The sequence below is a fragment of the Pseudomonas lundensis genome (genome assembly GCF_002269125.1).
GTDB classification, from domain to species: domain Bacteria; phylum Pseudomonadota; class Gammaproteobacteria; order Pseudomonadales; family Pseudomonadaceae; genus Aquipseudomonas; species Aquipseudomonas lundensis_A.
In genome coordinates this window covers 82,677-102,036 of the sequence record NZ_NQKI01000002.1, presented here as the reverse complement: position 1 = coordinate 102,036, position 19,360 = coordinate 82,677, and the positions used below count along the sequence as shown (strand labels likewise).

Below are 19,360 nucleotides of genomic sequence, written 5' to 3'. Positions count from 1 at the left end.
GCATCTCAGCCCCGGTTTCTCTTGCCTCATGCCTGCTATTACTGTCGACCTACCCGCTCTCGCTCAATCCATCAAGGAATGGGGCCGCGAGCTGGGCTTTCAACATGTCGCCATTGCCGGCCTCGATCTGGAAGAGCACGAGCAACACCTCGAACGCTGGCTCGCAGCGGGTTATCACGGCGAGATGGACTACATGGGTGCTCACGGCAGCAAACGCTCGCACCCTGAAGAGCTGGTGCCCGGTACCTTGCGCGTGGTGTCGCTGCGCATGGACTACCTGCCCGGCGACACGCACATGGCGCAATTACTGGCCCAGCCAGAAAAAGCCTACGTGTCGCGTTACGCCTTGGGGCGCGACTACCACAAACTGATCCGCAAGCGCGTGCAACAACTGGCGGACCGTATTCAAGCCCAGATCGGCCCGTTCGGCTTTCGTGCCTTCGTCGACAGCGCACCGGTGCTGGAAAAAGCCATCGCTCAAAAAGCCGGTTTGGGCTGGATCGGCAAGAACACCTTGATCCTCAATCGCAAGGCGGGCAGTTACTTCTTTTTGAGCGAGCTGTTTGTCGACCTGCCGCTGCCCGAAGATGCACCGCACGAAACCGAACACTGCGGGCGTTGCACGGCCTGCCTGGATATTTGCCCGACCAATGCGTTTGTCGGGCCGTATGTGCTGGATGCACGGCGGTGTATTTCGTACCTCACTATTGAGCTAAAAAGCGCCATACCGGTAGAACTGCGCGCCATGATCGGCAATCGGGTGTTTGGCTGCGATGACTGCCAGATCGTATGCCCCTGGAACCGCTTCGCCCGCACCACGGCTGAAGGTGACTTTAAGCCGCGGCACAACCTGGACAACGCTGAGCTAGCCCAATTGTTCATGTGGGATGAGGACACATTCCTCAGCAGCACCGAGGGCTCGCCACTGCGACGAGCTGGTTATGAGCGCTGGCTGCGCAATTTGGCCGTGGGGCTGGGCAATGCGCCGTCGACCATTCCTGTGCTGGAAGCATTGAAGGCACGCCGCGATTACCCGTCAGCACTGGTGCAGGAGCATGTGCAGTGGGCGCTTGATCAGCACGCGGCGCGCTAGAGGCTTTGGCTTACTTCTTCATCAGTGCGTGCCCGCCAACCTGGAGTATTTCTACTGAATCCTTGTGCAATAAAAACGTGACGCGGTCCTTTCCACCTATACGAATCTCATATTGATGTATGTTTTTAGCCGTGCCACTCATCCTGGTGTACTTGGCGTCACCGAGTTTTTGCGCGGCTACACCCGGGTGCAAATTCTGCTCTTCGATACTTTTAACAAACCGGTGATAGTCATTCAGAGCACTCTCACTCAAATCTGAACGTATATTTTTCGGCTTGGGCGCAATAACTTTCCATTTCACAGCGGGTGCCGTGGTTTTCCCCTTGGCACCGCTTGCCATTGCCTTTCCCGCTTTTATTGCCCCTTTTCCATCGAGCCCATTCTTAAAGGCATCGTGCATGCGATTACCAAAATAGATGAAACCTTTGCCCAAGGCAGCAAGGCCTATACCGACTGATAGAAGCCCAAGCCCCAGACTTACATAACCCAATATTTCGCCTGCACCTGACTCCGGGCAAGCCCCTTGAAATACAGCACTGGCAATCCCCGCGATGCCACTGGTCACGCCCGCCACCAGTCCCGCGATTGCCAGCGGGGTAGCCACACCAAACGTTGCAATGCTTGCCAGGATACCCAGCGCAGCCATACCGGCGCCTACGATAGCTTCCCAAACGGAATGCCCTGTAGGGTCGCTTCGATTGATCGGATCACCCAAACAATAGGCATAGGGATTCAACCCTCCGGCGCCAAACGGACTCTGGTTGTCCGGGCTCTGAAAACGCATCAGTAAAGGATCGTATGCCCGATAGCCATTCCCCAGCAGGTAACACTCAGTCACGGAGTCAAAACGCTCGCCATTGAAACCGAGCCCGGTCAGCACCTCACCTTGCATCGACCGGTTGCCATAAGGGTCATATGCAACCGAAGAAACATGATCATTCACAGACGCACCCAACACGGTCTTCTGTGAGTCACCCACCAGTAAGACTGTACGTGCCGCGCCCCCTTGCTCCTCCTGCCCCAGCAGCGTATTCCCCATGCGCAGAAACGTCTTGGTATCCGAGCCCTGAACTTCATTGACCAAACAGTCATCGCGATAAAAAAATGCCGGGGGGCCGTGTCGCTATCGATCATCTCGACCAAACGGTCCCCCGCGTCGTAGCCGTACTTGCGAACGGCAGCATTCACGGCCAGCGACACCTGTGTGAGACGACCCAAGCCGTCATAACTCAACGTCCGTCCGGCAGCATCCAGAATCAAATGCCCATTGGCGTCATAGCGCAACGTAACCGGCGCCGGATAGTCCGCATGAGAGTGCTCAACCTTGATCAACTGCGTCGGGTCACTCTCGCTCATGGTGTAGGTCGTGGTGTTTTGGCCGCCCTCGAAGGTTGTCTGCAGCGACACAATGTTGTCCCAAGCATCAAATTCGAAGCGCTGGGCCACAATCTCTTTACCCAACGGGTTACAGGGGCGCTGGGAGCCATTACACCGGTAATGGACAAGTCGCCCCCGACGGTCATAGTCGAAATACTCATCGCGCAGGACGACCCCGTTATTCAACAGGCTGCGCTGAGCAACTTTACTGGCGCGGGTGTAACGGGTTTTCAAGGTGAATTTTTCAACACCATTGGCGTGCACCATGCGCTGCACTTCCCGCCCCACCTCGTCATAGCTCATGGTCGTTGTAAGCTGTTGTTGCGCGGCATCACTGGCCTTGATGATGTGCATCTGACCCAAGGCGTTGTACTCGCACTCAGCCTTTAAAGCGTCGCAACTCATGGTTTTCAGCCGGCCGTATGCGTCATAACCGTGCTCACTGCGCGAACCGTCTACACCCACCTGGCTCAGCACGCGCCCCCCCAGGGAATAGGTGTAAAAAGCTTCGTACAACTGCCCCGCCAGGGCCCATTGCTCCCGCTTCAGCCTTCCCGCCCGTGAGTATTCATAGGTGCTGGTACGTCCCAGTTCGCTGGCGCGAGTGAGCAAGCCGGAACGGGGGTCATAACCATAAACAGAAGTTTGATTCGCACTCGTACACCCGACCACTGCCCCATCAAGCATCGCCTCATAGTCGCGGGTGCTGCGCTGACCATCGGGTCGACTGACCGCACGTGGAAGTGAGCTACCCGGTGCATATTCATAGGTCGTTTTCCGCCCACCGGTGTCGCTTGCGACCAAACGCCCCAAGCCATCGAACGTCTGGGTGCCGATCACTTTGTCAGCCGCTTGAATTTGCACCGGCAGTTCTTCGCTGCTGAACGACGCATACCGGGTCTCTACAACCGTCGCGTCGGGCAAAGTGCTTCGACAGAGGCGCCCAAAGGCGTCGTACTCAAATGTGGTCTCATTGCCTGCGGGATCCGTCTGCCGAATGCATCGACCAAACCCATCATAGGCATGGGTCGTTTTGGACTGGCTAACGCCCTGCAAATCGAAGGTCTCAACACTTAGAGGTTTGCCTTGAGTATTAAAAAACGTGACCGTTTTACCCTGCCCCTGTTTCCAGCAGGTCTGCGATAAATGCTCAGGGGATCGCTCGACATGCGCCTGCACACCTTCAGGATGAAGCGTTGTTTTGACCTGTCCCCAATCGTCATAGGCATAGCGTGTCTGAAGCACCAACGGCCTGACACCCAGCCAGTCTGTAACGGTTTCGCTATGAAGCTGACCCAGGCTGTTGTACTGGTTGCGCTTGATGAGCCGCAATGGCTGTTCGTTCGAAGTGCTTTCTACGTCTTGCTCCTCAATCGTGCAGACACGCCCAATACCGTCGTATGTCACTCGCTGCTGCATGCCATTGACATCAGTAATGAGGAGCGTGGGGTACTGCGTCTCGGATTGAGGGAGCTGGTAAGCCCTGGTTTTTGAGGCTTGGTACGACGAAGCCTTCGACACCGTTTCGCGTGTCACCCGCCCCAATGCGTCATATTCATACCCGACTGGTGCCTTGTCTTCTTCGCTACGCGATAAACAGCCCCCCGTAAATGCGCAGTAAACAACCCGGTCCGTTGCGCGGCTTTCGTCATGGCCTGTCAGTACAGTTTCCACCGTCACTGCATGATGGCTGATGACATAGTTACGTGTTTCTTTAGTAGCCAAGCCGTTGAGGGTCGAAGTTTTGGCTACCGGGCGTCCATGAAGAGTGGGGTCCTGAGGTGTTGCAGCGTATTCATAATCGGTTTGCTCATGCAAAACCTCGGCTTCACCAACACGCACATAGAACTGCTCGCGCTCGGGAATAATCGAAGCAACTGTCGCGCCCTCAAGCAGCGCCAATGCGGTATACCGAAATCGTGTGATGTGATGAGGTTCTTGCGGGTGAGTGCCAGAGAAGACCGTTTTTTGACGTGGAAACCGGACAAACATCAAGGGATCCGCCGGGCAACCGTCAGCACCTTCGCTCGGGAAGTAGTCAGTCAGCGTGGTAAGGCCATCAGGTGTGACACGTTTGACTTCATTGCCATACGTGTCGAACTCAAACTGCGTAACCTCCTCACGGAAAATGCCTGTTTTGACATCCTCGTAGCGCTTCAGCGAGCGCTTTGGCAGTCGGCATTGCGCAGGCTGGTCCCTGAAGCACTTGCCTGCCTCGGTGTGATAATCCACCCGCTCGGATATTTTTTTTGCACCGCACCGAGTCACTTCAGCGTCCAGCAAATGAAATTTGTTAAAGGTGCGCACTGTTTCACTGTGCACCTCCCCCCCTGACATCAGGGTTTCGGTCGATGCATAGCTGTAATCTCCAACGACTTTGTAAAGCCTGTCGCCAGACGTTTCTGATGAGAAACCGGTCGCGCCAAAGCCCAGGAAGTTGGTATCTGAAAAGTTGAAGTGTTTATGAATAGAGGGCTGCCCATTACCCGGGAATACCGAGTGTGTCGCCACTGAAGCCATTGCAGGCATGCTGCTTCCTTCAGGAAAGCGCAGCCCCATTGTTTTGTAACTTATATGTTCAATCGCCCCCAGGGGCGAGTACAAACGCGACAGATAGGCCAGCCCGTTGAGCACCAGATAACGTATTTCCCATCGCCCACCACCGGGCAACGTAATACTGGAGAGGCGGCCATTGACTAAATGAATAACGAAAGTGGCCTCCTTATCGGAACCGGGAAAGCGCTTGAGCTCTAATCCTGCGCCCGTACGCGTGATCGACAACAGCGTTCGACGGCTATCGCGCACCTCGCTCAACATCGGATGACCGTTATAAAGCGTGTAAGCCAGTTCAATACTTGCCCCGTTGGCACTCCATATTCGTTGCGTCATCGCTACGTTGCTGAGCCCCATCATGGCCAGTTCTTCACATTGACCATTTTGGGCAGACAAGAGAAAGCGTTTTTCCCCTGTGACATGCAACTTGTGGTGCTCAAGCTTCTGATCCGTCAGCAAAACCCTGGACGGTAACTCCTGCGTTTTATAGGTTTCTCCGCTTGCCAGCGATAGCGTTTTAGCTGTCCGGTCATAACGCGTACCCGTCAGCATCCAGCCGATACCAAAACCGCGATCAAAGAAATTAAGCGGATTAAAGTGAAGACTCAGTGGTAGGGCTGGACCATTGAGCGCTTGAGACTGGATGTTGCCCAACGACAACCTGCAACTGTAGATACCTGTGCGAGGATCCACCCCTCCCGACAGGAAACTGTCGAAGTTAAAAGCATTTGAATAAATATCGTTATTTCCCGCAACTGGCATTACGCACTCCTTTCATATTTTATTTATCACGCAGAATAGACCCCCCCTTTTTTGCTACTTCAACTCGAAGCCCTGTTCATATTCATTCACAAAAATATGCAGCGCATGTTCCGTCCCGAAAGCGTCAATAACGGTGATAAAACAAGGATTTTTTTTGACCGGACAAGATCGATCCCCCCATCCAGAAAGCCCTTGAACAAGTGTCAGTTCTCCAGGCCTGTCATTCACATTAACGATGTAGTCCTGCCGAAAACGCCCTGAATGGCCTGCCGAATCTGTAGGCAGCCAGACATGAGTTAATTGGGTACCTGCATGAATGAGAGTACCCACAACATATAAGGGAGAGTTGATTACATTGCCCGTCCAAGGATCGCAGTAAAACGGTTGCCCTCTGAATACATCAATATCGTTAGTCATCCAGTCTTGTAGGGGAATGTTACTTGCACCCACACGCAACCCCAAATACCACTTGTAAATCTTGTGCCCAACCCCCGCAGGTCCAGCAACTTTCTCCAACCTGAAATACTCCGCACCATAACGAACTGGCGCAATCGCCTCCAAGGTCACCGAGCTGTCACTTCCACCCATCAAAGAGTGAGGGTTATTGCTCTTTGCCACCCGACCATTGGGGAGGGTAATAGCAACCGCGATCCTGGTTTCATCAATTTGATCACAGCTGACCCAGCGCTCAACCACCACCCCGCGCTCATCTTCATCACTGGCGTCACGACGCTGACGCCCTGCCACGCCCGAGATGTCATGCCTGTATTGGTTGGGTACTTCACGAACGGTCCACTGCGACCCAAGATCATGGCCTCCGTTATAGTGAATAAGTTTAAGGCTTTTGAGCATGGCGTCCGGAGGCCGAACATCACGGCCATTATTATCGATACAATTTATTAATACAGTGATTCGCGCCTGCATCCGCGCATTCGCAAAAATCTTTTTAGACACATTATTGGGGTGCGAGTCAAAAACCACACTTAGCCTTGAAACACCTACAATTTCGCCCTCATCGACTGCAGCACTACCCTTTAATAATTCGCTCACAAGCAATCTCCCTGATTAACGGTGACCGCACAGATCCTTCCATGCCTTTGCAGATTAGTTCAGCCACTCAGCAACAGCGCACCGCAAATTCTCTATAAGCTGTAGGCTGATTCAGCGTAATCGCAGCAAACTATGTTACCCAGCCACTGAATACCGTTCAGGCGCGCCTAAAACAACATACTCAACAAAGAAAATCCTTATCAGGATAATTGAGTTATGCGCTGCCGTTCACAAAAAATAGTTATATCAACATGACGGCCAAACATTCGCCTACAAAGACCGCGTTAAGTTATGAAAAACCTCCTACAGAAGTTGCAACGTCTGCACCTGGATCATCGCTTTCGTTCGGGGCAAGTTCCCGAGAGAATCCTCCCGCCTTGTGACACTCATCATCCGAGAACAGTCTCGCCGCGTCGCTGAAATCAGTGACCGGTTTTGACAGACCGCATGAGGACAAGCAAGGCAACCGCTAGCACCCCTTCACCGTGTTATGGCTGTTGAGCGCGCCGGGTCTTGGTTGTTCTCGCACACAACTGCCACCTTTCGATTGACAGCGAATAACTGCAGTTTTTCCAACTTATTTATGAGAGTAAATCAATGAAAGCAATCGCCCTCGATCCACTTCTCAATTCTTTACACACCACACCCCATTGCGGCTCTTCCTTATTCAGCATCAACCCCGGTGTCACGGCTGAGGAAGCCTTGTAGCAGCTCTCACTATTGCTCGAAGGGACGGAACTGAACGCCGACAACACCAGCCCCCACCTCAGCCGCTTTGAAGCCGAGCGGTTTGGCGCATGGCTCACAACGTAGAGAGGGCGCGCCCCGTGGTCGACGCGCTATTGGCAGGTGTGCAGGCGACTCAGTGCGCGTCGTTGTAGACGAACTTGGGCATTTCCCAGTTAAAGCGAATTGCCAGCAAGCGCAGCAAAAGACCACCGAACAAGGTGACGAAAATCGCCTGTTCGTTGGGCATGTTCAGGTAAGTGCAAAGCAAAAAGCACCACGCAGCCGCAAATGACACGCTGGCATACAGCTCACGACGAAAGATCAACGGGATGTCATTGCAGAAGATGTCACGCAGGATGCCGCCAAAGACGCCGGTAATCACCCCACTGACTGACGCCACCAGCATGCCTTGGCCCATTTCCAGCGCGGTCATGCAGCCGATCAGGGTAAACGCCACCAACCCCAGCGCATCGAGTACCAAAAACAGCGAGCGTAAATGGCGCATCAGCGGTGCGATAAAAATCGTCACCAGCGCGGCAAAAGTGGTAAGCACCAGGTATTCCGGGTGCTTGACCCACGTTAGCGGGTAATGCCCCAGCAGCACATCGCGCACCGAACCGCCGCCGAGCGCCGTGACGCACGCAATCAGCACCACACCAAACCAGTCCATGCCCCGACGCCCGGCAGACAACGCGCCGGTCATGGCTTCGGCAGTAATGGCAACTAAATAGAGCATCAGCAACATGGCGGCGTTCCTTGCAATAAGGCGCGCAGTCTACTCAGTTGGCGCGGGCACCAAAAGGGGGCAGCGGGGGCAGTACTTTTGTAAACGATGCCGGCAGGCCGCGAACCCCTTCGCAAACGGGTTGCGGCGCAGCATTTGGCAGCCCATGGCAGCGGCCAGGGACACGATCTTCAGAACTTGATGAAATGTTTACGGTAGTGCTGCAACTCGGCAATCGACTCCCGGATGTCGTCCAGTGCCAGATGCGTGCCTTTTTTCACTAGGCTGTCGCGCACTTCAGGTGCCCAGCGGGCAACCAGTTCCTTAAGCGTCGAGACGTCGAGGTTGCGGTAATGAAAGTAGCTTTCCAGGGTTTTCATGTGGGTATAAAGGAAGCGACGGTCCTGGCAGATGCTGTTGCCGCAGATCGGCGATTTGCCTTTAGGCACCCATTGTTCGAGGAAGGCAATGGTTTGTGCCTCGGCCTCGGCCATGCTGGTGGTGCTGTCTTTGACGCGCTGGGTCAGGCCGCTGTTGCCGTGGGTGCGGGTGTTCCACTCGTCCATGCGCGCCAGTACGTCGTCGCTGTGGTGGATGGCGATGACCGGGCCTTCAGCCAGGGTATTGAGGTTGCTGTCAGTGACGATGGTGGCCATTTCGATAATGACGTCGTTGTCTGGGTCCAGACCGGTCATTTCCAGGTCAATCCAAATCAAATTCTGTGGGTTTTGCATAGAAGGCTCCTGGGCTTAGTCGCGCAGTTTAGCTTAGGCACGCAGCCCACGTGCTAAACTCGCCAGCGTTTTACCCTCCTTATCGTTTTATCAACACGGAACACCCATGGCCAAACGCCAGCTCAACCGTCGCCAAAACTGGCGCATCGAAAAGATCCAGGGCGAGCGCGCTGCCCGCGCCGCCAAACGCGAATCCAGTGCCGTAGAAGCGCTTGAAGGGGGCGATCTGGGCCCCGAGCAACTCGGTCTGGTGATCGCGCACTTCGGTGTGCAGGTCGAGGTCGAGGCCCAAGAAGGCGAGCTCAAAGGCCAGATGTTCCGCTGCCACTTGCGCGCCAACCTGCCAGCGCTGGTGACCGGCGATACCGTCGTATGGCGCGCGGGCAATCAAGGGATTGGCGTGATCGTCGCCCAATTGCCGCGCAAAACCGAACTGTGTCGCCCGGACAGCCGTGGCCAGCTCAAGCCGGTTGCCGCCAACGTCGACATGATCGTTATTGTGTTTGCGCCGATGCCCGAGCCGCACGCCAATCTGATCGACCGTTATCTGGTAGCTGCCGAGCACGCGGGGATTCGCCCGTTGCTGCTGCTCAACAAAGCCGACCTGATCGACGAACAAAACGCCCCGGCGCTGAATGCGCTGCTGGGCGTTTATCGTCAGCTGGGTTATCCGGTGCTGGAAGTGTCCGCGCACCACGGCGACGGCATGCAGCAGTTGCAGGCCAAGCTGGACGGGCATATCAGCGTGTTTGTGGGTCAGTCAGGCGTGGGCAAATCGTCGCTGGTCAACAGCTTGCTGCCTGAGGTCAACCTGCGGGTCGGCCCGCTGTCCGAGATTTCCGGTCAGGGCACGCACACCACGACCACGGCGCGCCTGTTCCACTTCCCGGGCGGCGGCGAGCTGATCGACTCCCCCGGTATTCGTGAGTTTGGTCTGGGCCACGTGAGCCGGGCGGATGTGGAAGCCGGGTTTATCGAGTTCCACGACTTGATCGGCCGTTGCCGTTTCCGCGACTGCAAGCACGACCGCGAGCCGGGATGTGCCTTGCTGATGGCGCTGGACGATGGCCGCGTGCAGCAACAACGCATGAACAGCTACCGTTCGATCATTGCCAGCTTGCCTGAGTCGAGCTACTGAACGGTGCCCTCACCCTCTGTGCGAGGGTGAGGGCACGCGGGATCAAGGCTTCGGTGTCACTGGTGCCTTGTCATCAAACAGGTTCAGTTTTTCCCGCTCTTCATGCATGGCGGGCGGCACTTGGTCAGCAGGCAAGGTGATCGGGTCAATCGGGGTGGTCGGCGTTTCCGGCTTGGCCATCTCGGCGCCCTGCTCACCTTCAATCGCCCGCTGCGCTTTCTTCGTCAACACCACGATGTCGATACGGCGGTTGATCGGGTTCAACGGGTTGACCTTGTCGAACAGTACTGACGAGGCATAACCCACGATCCGCGCGACTTGATCCTGCGGATAACTGCCCGCAATCAATGCCCGGCGCGCTGCGTTTGCTCGGTTGGCCGACAACTCCCAGTTACCAAACTCTGCATCGCTGGCATAGGGCGTGGCATCGGTGTGCCCGCTGATGCTGACTTTGTTCGGCACGGCTTTGATGGTGTCCGCCATGGCCAGCAATATGTCTTCAAAGTAAGGCTTGAGCCGCGCACTGCCGACGTCGAACATCGGGCGGTTTTCCGCGTCCATGATCTGAATGCGCAAGCCGTCGGGGGTGATTTCGAACAACAGTTGGTCTTTGAATTTGCGCAGTTGCGGATTTTCTTCAACCTTGTTCTGCAACTCCTGAAGCAACAGTTCGAGGCGTTCTTTCTCGACCTGCTCGGCCATGCCTTCGACTTGATCGGTGTCGACCGTGATCTTGTCGGGCTGGGGCTGCATTTTTTCTTCAGGGTTGAGCGTGGTGTCCGGCGCCAGGGTGGGCGTGCCGCCTAGGTCAATGATGTACGGCGTGCCGGTTTCGGTGAACCCGATCGGGTCTTTGAAGTAACCGGCAATGGCGATTTTCTGTTCCGGGGTGGCTGTGGATAACAGCCACAGCACCAGGAAGAACGCCATCATCGCCGTAGCAAAGTCAGCAAACGCAATTTTCCAGGCGCCACCGTGGTGGCCCGCCGCGAAGCGCTTGACGCGCTTGATGATGATTGGCTGATTGTTTTCCATGGATCAGCGACCGCGGACTACTTGTTCCAGCTCGGCGAAGCTCGGACGGTGCTTGGGATACAGCACTTTACGGCCGAACTCGACCGCCAGCGAAGGCGGCATGCCCGAGGCAGAGGCGACCAGTGACGCCTTGATGGATTCGTACACGTTGAGTTCTTCTTTCGCATCGTGGGACAGCGAGGTCGCCAGCGGGCCGAAGAAACCGTAAGCCGCCAAAATACCGAAGAAGGTACCCACCAGCGCCGCGCCTACGTGCACGCCGATCATCGCCTGATCGCCATCACCCAGGGAGGCCATCGTCACCACGATACCCAATACCGCGGCCACAATACCGAAGCCCGGCATGCCATCGGCAACCCCGGTCACGGCATGGGAAGGATGCTCAAGCTCTTCTTTAAGGCTGAACAGCTCCATGTCGAACAGACCTTCCAGCTCGTGGGGCGCCATGTTGCCCGACGACATGATGCGCAAGTAATCGCAGACAAACGCGGTCATGCGGTCATCTTTGAGCACGGAAGGGTATTTGGCGAAGATCGGGCTGGCCGCGGCGTCTTCAATGTCGCCTTCGATGGCCATCATGCCTTCGCGACGACTTTTGTTGAGAATCTCGTAAACCAGGCCCAGCACTTCCAGATAGAACGTGTGGGTGAAGCGCGAGCCGAACATGCCCAGCGATTTTTTGATCACGTGCATGGTCATGTAGCCGGGGTTCGCCTGCAGGAACGCACCAAACGCCGCCCCGCCGATAATCAAGACCTCGAACGGCTGAATCAGCGCCCCGATCTTGCCGTGGGAAAGCACGTATCCGCCGAGCACGCTCGCGAACACGACAATGATGCCGATAATTTTAGCCATAGGTATTCAGGTACTTCTGCGTCGGGTTCAAGGTCATATTCGAGAGTTAAAAAACTCTTCTTCTACTTATCGGCAAAACTGCGCCAGACTATAGGCCATAAAGGCGAAAAGCCAGTTGGGCCCGCTCCGGGCGTGTAAACAATGGATGATGACCACTCTCCCATCATGGCTAATGAAACCGGCAACGCGACTCCAACTCCCAATACCCTCGATGCGTGGGTCAAACAGCTCGATGCTGTTCGTCTGCCCATCCCGCAAGACAGCCACGAGCGCGTCTGCAAGGCAATCAACGACAATCGCCGCTCGTTACGCGACATTGCCGAGCTGATGCAGGACAGTCCTGCACTGGCGCTGAGCTTGATACGGGACGCCAATCACCACACGCACGGCAGTTTGAGTGAGCCTGCCGAGAGCCTGGAAGTCGCGATCAATCGCCTGGGGTTGGCCCGCACGCAAGAATTGCTTGAACGCCTCCCCGCGTTGCCGTGGGAAGAAATCCCGCAGGCTTTTCGCCAGATTCAGCTGATTAGTCAGCACGCTGCGCAACAAGCCAGCGGCCTGTTTGGCAATCGTCTGGCACGCCTGTGGCAAGAAATCTATTGGGGCAGCCTACTGTTTCTGTCGCCGCTGTGGGCGATGGCCCTCACGCACCCCGAACAGCTCGAAGAGTGGGAGCTGCGTGTGATTCACAAAGGTGAATGCGCAAGCAAGGTGGAGCTAAAACTGTTCGGCGTGCGCCTGTTTGAAATATGCCGCGCACTGGCGCAATTGTGGCGACTGCCGGAGTGGGTGTTGCAGGGTTATGCCGTCATTACCGATGAGCAGCGCACCTTGGTCAAGGTGCTGCACATTGCCCGCGACAATCATCATCGCTTGCGCCAGCAGCAACGCCTGGACGCTGACCCGGCCCTGCGCCGCTGGTTGAATCAGCCCTCGAATACGGTATTGCTGGCCAATGGCCTGGCACTCTCAGCCCAGCAAGCATGGGATACACCTCACAACTTGCGCTGGCAATACCTGACCAGTCTGTACCTGCAAATGCCACTGGAAGAACTGCAACAACTGGTCCACCAGAATGCGGCCAGCAGTGCACGTTATCACTCGATGCCCGACCTCTGGCACCCGGCCGAATCGCTGTTGTGGCCATGGGGCATGCGGCGCATGCACCGGGGTTTGTTGCCTGCCCCGCCGCCGTCGGCCGAATCGCTGGTGGTGTGGCGCAAGCAATGCAGGCAACTGCTGGCCGAACCGAGTTCGTTCACTAATTCGATGCACCTGACCACCTGCGCCCGTGATGCGCTGGTGGCCTGTGGCATGCGCCGCGTGCTGCTATTGATGGCCGATAAAACATCGACCAGCCTGAGCGTGCATCAGATTGCCGGCCTGCCCAAGGCAGCCTTCGACTTGAGCCTGCAAATCAACCAGAGCACAGTCCTGCAGCGCTTGATGGCACAACCTGCACAATTTCGCCTGACGCCAGAGAACAATGCGCAAATTTCAGCGGTCTTACCCAAGAGTTTGCGTAACCTGTTCCCCGGCGAGCACCTGCTGTTGCGCTCGCTCAGTAACCACGGCCGCATGGTGATGCTGGTGCTGGCCGATCAGGGCGGCGGGCCGTTTTCGGAGACCACCGTGCAGGCCTTCGGCAAAACCGTGCAGTGCATCGAAAAAGCGCTCAACAGCTTTACCACGCGCGGACGCTGACGCTTGCGCTACAATCCGCCCCTTTTCGCCCTGGAGACCTCACATGCCTGACTTCTCTGGCTTGCCATTGGTGATTGAGCCCAGCGACCTGTATGCGCGGCTCGACGCACCAAACCTGATTATTGTCGACCTGACCAGCGAGGCACGCTACGCCAAAGGCCACGTGCCAGGCGCGCGCTTCGTGGACCCCAAGCGCACCCAGCTCGGCCTGCCGCCTGCTCCGGGTTTATTGCCCACTCAAGCAGCGCTCGAAAAACTGTTCAGCGAATTGGGGCACTGCTCAAACGCCGTTTACGTGGTGTATGACGATGAAGGCGGCGGTTGGGCTGGCCGGTTTATCTGGTTGCTGGATGTGATCGGGCACAAGGCTTATCACTATATGGACGGCGGCATTCACGCATGGATCGCCGATGGCCTGCGCGAATCGACCGAGGTGCCGACGCCTAAAAACGCACAGGTCTCGTTGACTCTGCACGATGAACCCACTGCCACCCGCGAATACCTGCAAAGCCGGTTGGGTGCTGCAGATCTGGCCATTTGGGACGCACGCAGCTTCGCCGAGTACAGCGGCGAAAAAGTGTTGGCGGCGAAAGGCGGCCACATCCCCGGCGCGAAAAATTTTGAATGGACCGCAGGCATGGATAAAACCCGCAACCTGCGCATCCGCAAGGACATGCCGCAGATCCTCGAAGATCTGGGCATTACGCCCGACAAAGAAGTGATTACCCACTGCCAGACTCACCATCGTTCTGGCTTTACGTATCTGGTGGCCAAGGCGCTCGGTTACCCGCGCGTCAAAGGCTATGCAGGCTCCTGGGGCGAATGGGGCAACCACCCCGACACCCCCGTCGAGCTGCCTGCCAAACATTAAGGACCCGTCATGAAAAAACGTTTGTTTCTCCTGAGTCAGTACCTGTTGCCGCACCACCTGCTGTCGCGCCTGGCTGGCTGCGTTGCCGAGTGCCGCGTGCGCTGGTTCAAAAATGCGTTCACCACCTGGTTCGCCAAGCGTTATCAAGTGGACATGTCTCAGGCGCTGGTTGAAGACATCACTGCTTACGAGCACTTCAATGCGTTCTTCACCCGTGCCCTGAAAGAAGGCGCACGCCCGCTCGACCCGACGCCAGGAGCCATTTTGAGCCCGGCCGATGGTGCTGTCAGCCAACTGGGCGCGATTGAACACGGTCGCGTGTTCCAGGCCAAGGGCCACAGCTACAGCGTGCTGGAACTGGTGGGCGGCGATCCGGCCGTGGCCTCGCAGTTCATGGGCGGTGAATTCGCAACCATTTACCTGTCGCCCAAGGACTACCACCGCGTGCACATGCCATTGGCCGGCACGCTGCGCGAAATGATCTACGTGCCGGGCCGCCTGTTCTCGGTCAACCAGACCACGGCTGAAAACGTGCCGGAACTGTTTGCCCGCAACGAACGCGCAGTGTGCATTTTCGACACTGAGCGCGGCCCGATGGCCGTGGTGCTGGTGGGCGCGATGATTGTGGCTTCGATTGAAACCGTGTTCGCAGGCTTGATCACGCCGCCCAAGCGCGAGCTCAAAACATTCCGATACGACGAAGCTGCGCGTGCGCCGATCCACCTGGAAAAAGGTGCCGAGCTGGGTCGCTTCAAGTTGGGTTCGACCGCCATTGTCTTGTTCGGGCCGGAACAGGTGAAATGGGCGCAAGAGCTGACGGCGGGTTCGCCGGTGATGATGGGTCAGAAGATCGGCGAGTAAAGCGTGGCGTCGCTGCTGCAAGGTGCGGCAGCGACGCCAATGGCGCTTTAGCCTTGGCTATTGCGGTCGCGCTGCCCCAACAGGTACAGCACGCCATCCAGGCCCAGCGTTGAAATTGCGTGCTTGGCCGACTTCTTCACCAACGGCTTGGCACGGAATGCGACCCCCAGCCCCGCGATGGCCAGCATGGCCAGATCGTTGGCCCCGTCCCCGACCGCAATGGTCTGTTCCAGGCTCAAACCTTCCTTTTGCGCCAGTTCACGCAGCAAGTCTGCTTTGCGCTGTGCATCGACAATCGGCTCAACCGCCACGCCGGTCACTTTGCCGTCCACCACTTCCAGCTCATTGGCGAACACATAGTCGATACCGAGTCTGGCCTGCAACTGCTTGGCAAAATAGGTGAACCCGCCGGACAGAATCGCGGTTTTGTAGCCCAAACGCTTGAGTTCGGCGAACAGCACTTCTGCACCTTCGGTCAAGCGCAACGATGCGCCGATGGCATCCAGCACGCCTACGTCCAACCCTTTGAGCAATGCCAGACGCTCTTTGAAACTGGCCTTGAAGTCCAGCTCACCCGCCATGGCGCGCTCGGTGATTTCCGACACTTTATCGCCCACGCCCGCGGCTTTCGCCAGCTCGTCGATGACTTCGGCTTCAATCAGGGTCGAGTCCATGTCAAACACTGCCAGGCGGCGGTTACGACGGAACAGGGTGTCTTCTTGCAAGGCGATGTCGATGTTGAGCGCCTGCGACAACTCAAAGAACTCGGCGCGCAAGGCTTCAAGGTCTGCGACTTCGCCCGTGACGCGCAGTTCGATGCAGCTCTTGCTCAATCGGGTTGGCGCATCCAGCGGCACACGCCCGGACAGGCGATCAGTCTGCTCAATGTTCAAACCGTGCTGGCTGATCACCGATGTCACTCGTAGCAGTTCTTGCGCGGTGACCCGGCGGCTCATCAATGTCACCACGTGACGCTTCTGGCTTTGTTCGTTCACCCAACGCTGGTAATGCGCTTCGCTAATGGGGTCAAAACGCAGTTGCAGCCCTTCATTGGCAATCAAGGGTTGCAGGTCTTTGAGCACGGCCGACACTTGATCGGCTTGCTCGATTTCAACCAGATAACCCAACGACAAAACGCCATGAATGACGGCCTGGCCGATGTCGAGCATGTTCACACCATTGTTGGCCAACACACCGGTGATGGCCGCAGTGAGACCCGGACGGTCCTCACCCGTGATGTTTATCAAGACGATTTCGCGCAAGGCACACCCCCATTCGCTAAAAAAAAACGCATTCTACCCACTTTCAGTGACCATCGGGCATCGCCAAGGCTTTGCCGCCTGTGGGCCGCTCGCTATACTGCGCACCAATTTAACGGACTAAGAGCCGCGCTCAGTGAACCGGCCATCGCCTGTCAAAACCGATAACTTCTTCCTGCTGATCTTCCGGGCCCTGCGCGATCGTCGCATTCCGCTTGCTCTGCGCATTGCCAGCCATAACGTGATCCTGGTCGCCCTGGCGCTGGTGATTTATGCCGTGGTCATGGGCCTGCAATTCAAGCAGGCCATGCATGATCAGGCCGACGCCCTGGGCCAGAGCCTGACCACGCAAACCGCGACGTCCGCTACCGAGCTGCTGGTGTCCAATGACATCCTCAGCCTCAACGTGCTGCTCAATAACCTGACGAAAAACCCGTTGGTGGCGCACGCAGCTATTTATAGCGTTGACAACCGCATCCTCGCAGAAGCCGGTGAACGTCCGAAAAACGGCCTGCTGGGCGAAGCCAAAGGCATGTACCAGACCAAGATCACATTCCAGGACGTGACCGCCGGGCATCTGCGCATCAGCCTCGACATGAATCAGTTCCAGCAACCGATGACCATCAGCCTGCAAAGCATGGGCATCCTCAGCGCCATTCTGCTGGCTCTTGCCCTGGCTTTGAGCCTGCGTCTGGGCCGTCACATCTCCACCCCGCTGCTGCAACTGCGCGTGTGGCTGCGTGAGCCCGACCCTTACACCCCGGCGATTAACCGCCAGGATGAGATCGGTGATCTGGCGCGCCAGCTTCACACCCGCCTGGCACCGCCTGCGCCGGAACCCGAGCCAGAACCCGAGCCGGATTACGACGACAGCGACTACGAAGACAACGAGCCAGAGCCCGCGTTTGAAGTGCGCAACCTGCGCGACCCGGACTTTGACGAAGCGCCTGCTGCGCCCGCCCCTAAAGCGGCCGCGCGGCACGTGGTTCATGCTGAAGAAGACGAGAACGACGAAGACCCGTTTGCCGACCTGCGCGATTCCAGCAGCGCCACCCCGGCGACACTGGCCAAACCACAGCCCGCCGCGCCATCCGCTCCGCAGCCGAGCGCTGTGCTGGCCGTGCAACTGGGTGCACAGGACCAACTGCGCCGCTTGCCGCGCGCGCGCCTGACTGAGTTGCTGGAACGCTATCGCGACTGCCTGGAGCAAGCCGCCTCGTTGTATGACAGCGAGCTGCACACGCTCAACGATGGCAGCACGCTGATGCTGTTCCACAGCGAAGACAGCGGCGACGACTACCTGACCAACGCCATTTGCTGCGGTGAGCTGTTGCGCGCACTGGGTCACGCCTTGCAAATCGAAGTGGCAGACAGTGGCATCACCTTGCAACTTCAATTGGGACTGGTATTGGGCGAAGGCCTGACAGGCATGAGCCAAATCGACTTGTTACTGACTGAAACCGCGCAAGACGCGCTGGCGCTGTCACAGCACAGCCGCAACTTGTTGCTGGTCGAGCGCAAAATCAGTGACGACGCGTTGATTCGCCAGCGCGCCCGCATCCGCCCGATTGCCAGCCCTGAAGGAGCGTGCTGTGTAGAGCGCCTGATGGAGCCCTACCCGTCGATGCTCGAACGCCAACTGGCACGCATGCACGAGAAGCGCGGGTAAATTCACAGATGCCCTCACCCTCAGGAAGAGGGTTGAAGTGAAGCAATTTTGACCTGCAAAAAAAATCCCGCACATTCGCGGGATTTTTTTATTGGCCACTGACTCAGAAGCGGAACACTTCCATGTCTGTACGAATCGGGGAAGCCATCGGAATGCGCGGCTTGTCAGATTCATCCTTGCGGGCTGGCTTGGGCTCCGGTTTACGGGCGTCCACCAATGGCGGCTGGTTGGCCAACGGCTTGAGGGCCACAGCCAACTGTTGACTCAACTGTTGCAACAACTCGCCTTGCGCCTTGACCTGAGAGGCCGTGGTGCCATCGTGCTGTTTTTCCAGATGCACCATGCGGTTGTCGCGCACCTGACCGCGACGGTCGAGCAGACGCCACTGCGCATCGAGGATGGCTGGCTGATTTTTGCCAGAGTCCAGACGCGTGATCGACAACAGCACTTGGACGTCAGGAGCGAAGCTCGCAGGCGCCGGGGCCAACACCACGCGCTGGCTGTCCAGGCGCCAGGCCAGTTGGCGAAGCAATAATTGGTCGATATCAGCCGACAGGCTACCCGCCCAACGGCCATCGGTGGCCGCGCTCAGGCTGCCGTCGGTTTGACGTTGCAGCAGGGTTTCACGTTGCAGGTAGTCAGCCACGGTGACCGGGCCGAGTACCACAGCCATGCCGGCGCTTTGCGCGGGCTGACCGGGAGTGCCGCTGTCCAGCTGGTACAAGGCAGCTGGCTGATGCGTGGAGCACCCCGCCAGGCCGAGCACACCGGTCAGCAACGCAATTAAAGGAAGGCGCAGAACGTTCATCATTCCATCCAGGTGGCAGCCATCAGGCGCGCCACAGTGTGATTCTCGAAAAAGTCGCTGGCCACAGCGCCATGGGGCGGTGCCGCAAGTGCGCCATATCATCCGCGAATATCCAGCCCGACTCCAGCGCCGCAAAGC

Annotated in this window: 15 protein-coding genes; 6 read left to right on the top strand and 9 right to left on the bottom strand. The window is 57.2% G+C overall.

The window, feature by feature from the left end:
* The first annotated feature begins 28 nt into the window (after window positions 1-28).
* Window positions 29-1,093 carry a tRNA epoxyqueuosine(34) reductase QueG gene (gene queG / locus CJF39_RS02130; RefSeq protein WP_094991953.1) on the top strand — a complete coding sequence of 355 codons (1,065 nt, stop codon included), beginning with the start codon at window positions 29-31 and terminating at the stop codon, window positions 1,091-1,093.
* 10 nt (window positions 1,094-1,103) lie between these two features.
* Here the strand turns inward: queG and CJF39_RS02125 are convergent, their stop codons facing one another.
* The 5 genes from CJF39_RS02125 to orn all read right to left on the bottom strand — a co-directional run bounded on the left by CJF39_RS02125 (window position 1,104) and on the right by orn (window position 9,022).
* Window positions 1,104-2,036, bottom strand: coding sequence for an RHS repeat-associated core domain-containing protein (locus tag CJF39_RS02125; RefSeq protein WP_170942634.1), 933 nt, complete (start codon window positions 2,034-2,036; stop codon window positions 1,104-1,106).
* Window positions 2,033-5,785, bottom strand: coding sequence for an RHS repeat protein (locus CJF39_RS02120; protein ID WP_094991951.1), 3,753 nt, complete (start codon window positions 5,783-5,785; stop codon window positions 2,033-2,035). Before CJF39_RS02120 ends, CJF39_RS02125 begins: the two co-directional genes overlap by 4 nt.
* Before the next feature lie 54 nt (window positions 5,786-5,839).
* Complete coding sequence (locus tag CJF39_RS02115) at window positions 5,840-6,835, bottom strand: hypothetical protein (RefSeq protein ID WP_094991950.1); 996 nt, start codon at window positions 6,833-6,835, stop codon at window positions 5,840-5,842.
* Between the two features lie 862 nt (window positions 6,836-7,697).
* On the bottom strand, window positions 7,698-8,309 hold the full coding sequence (locus tag CJF39_RS02110) for a trimeric intracellular cation channel family protein (RefSeq protein ID WP_094991949.1): 612 nt from the start codon (window positions 8,307-8,309) through the stop codon (window positions 7,698-7,700).
* Between the two features lie 170 nt (window positions 8,310-8,479).
* A complete protein-coding gene (orn, locus tag CJF39_RS02100; RefSeq protein ID WP_048377049.1) occupies window positions 8,480-9,022 on the bottom strand; it encodes an oligoribonuclease in 543 nt (180 codons plus the stop codon).
* Window positions 9,023-9,128: 106 nt separating this feature from the next.
* Between orn and rsgA the strand changes: the two genes are divergently transcribed.
* The gene (gene rsgA, locus CJF39_RS02095; RefSeq protein ID WP_094991947.1) at window positions 9,129-10,160 is read left to right on the top strand and encodes a small ribosomal subunit biogenesis GTPase RsgA; all 1,032 of its coding nucleotides are present in this window, start codon (window positions 9,129-9,131) and stop codon (window positions 10,158-10,160) included.
* Between the two features lie 42 nt (window positions 10,161-10,202).
* On the opposite strand, the gene motB is transcribed toward rsgA, so the two are convergent.
* A complete protein-coding gene (motB, locus tag CJF39_RS02090) occupies window positions 10,203-11,195 on the bottom strand; it encodes a flagellar motor protein MotB (RefSeq protein WP_094991946.1) in 993 nt (330 codons plus the stop codon).
* A 3-nt stretch (window positions 11,196-11,198) separates the two neighbouring features.
* Window positions 11,199-12,050, bottom strand: coding sequence for a flagellar motor stator protein MotA (gene motA / locus CJF39_RS02085; protein WP_094991945.1), 852 nt, complete (start codon window positions 12,048-12,050; stop codon window positions 11,199-11,201).
* 165 nt (window positions 12,051-12,215) lie between these two features.
* On the opposite strand from motA, the gene CJF39_RS02080 reads away from it, so the two are divergent.
* The 3 genes from CJF39_RS02080 to asd are packed head-to-tail and all read left to right on the top strand — an operon-like array spanning window position 12,216 to window position 15,486.
* Window positions 12,216-13,754 (top strand): HDOD domain-containing protein, encoded by a 1,539-nt coding sequence (locus tag CJF39_RS02080; RefSeq protein ID WP_094992096.1) that lies wholly within the window; start codon window positions 12,216-12,218, stop codon window positions 13,752-13,754.
* A 43-nt stretch (window positions 13,755-13,797) separates the two neighbouring features.
* Window positions 13,798-14,625 carry a rhodanese-like domain-containing protein gene (locus CJF39_RS02075; protein WP_094991944.1) on the top strand — a complete coding sequence of 276 codons (828 nt, stop codon included), beginning with the start codon at window positions 13,798-13,800 and terminating at the stop codon, window positions 14,623-14,625.
* A gap of 9 nt (window positions 14,626-14,634) precedes the next feature.
* Entirely contained in the window at window positions 14,635-15,486 is an 852-nt protein-coding gene (gene asd, locus CJF39_RS02070; protein WP_094991943.1) for an archaetidylserine decarboxylase, read from the top strand.
* A 47-nt stretch (window positions 15,487-15,533) separates the two neighbouring features.
* Here the strand turns inward: asd and serB are convergent, their stop codons facing one another.
* Complete coding sequence (gene serB / locus CJF39_RS02065) at window positions 15,534-16,748, bottom strand: phosphoserine phosphatase SerB (RefSeq protein WP_094991942.1); 1,215 nt, start codon at window positions 16,746-16,748, stop codon at window positions 15,534-15,536.
* Between the two features lie 133 nt (window positions 16,749-16,881).
* On the opposite strand from serB, the gene CJF39_RS02060 reads away from it, so the two are divergent.
* Window positions 16,882-18,414: an AhpA/YtjB family protein gene (locus CJF39_RS02060; RefSeq protein WP_094991941.1), complete on the top strand. Its 1,533-nt coding sequence runs from the start codon at window positions 16,882-16,884 to the stop codon at window positions 18,412-18,414.
* A 103-nt stretch (window positions 18,415-18,517) separates the two neighbouring features.
* On the opposite strand, the gene CJF39_RS02055 is transcribed toward CJF39_RS02060, so the two are convergent.
* The gene (locus CJF39_RS02055) at window positions 18,518-19,222 is read right to left on the bottom strand and encodes a PqiC family protein (RefSeq protein WP_169963712.1); all 705 of its coding nucleotides are present in this window, start codon (window positions 19,220-19,222) and stop codon (window positions 18,518-18,520) included.
* Window positions 19,223-19,360: the final 138 nt, after the last annotated feature.

Coding starts and splice junctions, on each gene's coding strand:
- motA (WP_094991945.1), bottom strand. CDS start 12,050: ATGGCTAAAATTATCGGCATCATTGTCGTGTTCGCGAGCGTGCTCGGC.
- CJF39_RS02110 (WP_094991949.1), bottom strand. CDS start 8,309: ATGTTGCTGATGCTCTATTTAGTTGCCATTACTGCCGAAGCCATGACC.
- rsgA (WP_094991947.1), top strand. CDS start 9,129: ATGGCCAAACGCCAGCTCAACCGTCGCCAAAACTGGCGCATCGAAAAG.
- asd (WP_094991943.1), top strand. CDS start 14,635: ATGAAAAAACGTTTGTTTCTCCTGAGTCAGTACCTGTTGCCGCACCAC.
- motB (WP_094991946.1), bottom strand. CDS start 11,195: ATGGAAAACAATCAGCCAATCATCATCAAGCGCGTCAAGCGCTTCGCG.
- CJF39_RS02120 (WP_094991951.1), bottom strand. CDS start 5,785: ATGCCAGTTGCGGGAAATAACGATATTTATTCAAATGCTTTTAACTTC.
- CJF39_RS02080 (WP_094992096.1), top strand. CDS start 12,216: ATGGCTAATGAAACCGGCAACGCGACTCCAACTCCCAATACCCTCGAT.
- orn (WP_048377049.1), bottom strand. CDS start 9,022: ATGCAAAACCCACAGAATTTGATTTGGATTGACCTGGAAATGACCGGT.
- queG (WP_094991953.1), top strand. CDS start 29: ATGCCTGCTATTACTGTCGACCTACCCGCTCTCGCTCAATCCATCAAG.
- CJF39_RS02075 (WP_094991944.1), top strand. CDS start 13,798: ATGCCTGACTTCTCTGGCTTGCCATTGGTGATTGAGCCCAGCGACCTG.
- CJF39_RS02055 (WP_169963712.1), bottom strand. CDS start 19,222: ATGAACGTTCTGCGCCTTCCTTTAATTGCGTTGCTGACCGGTGTGCTC.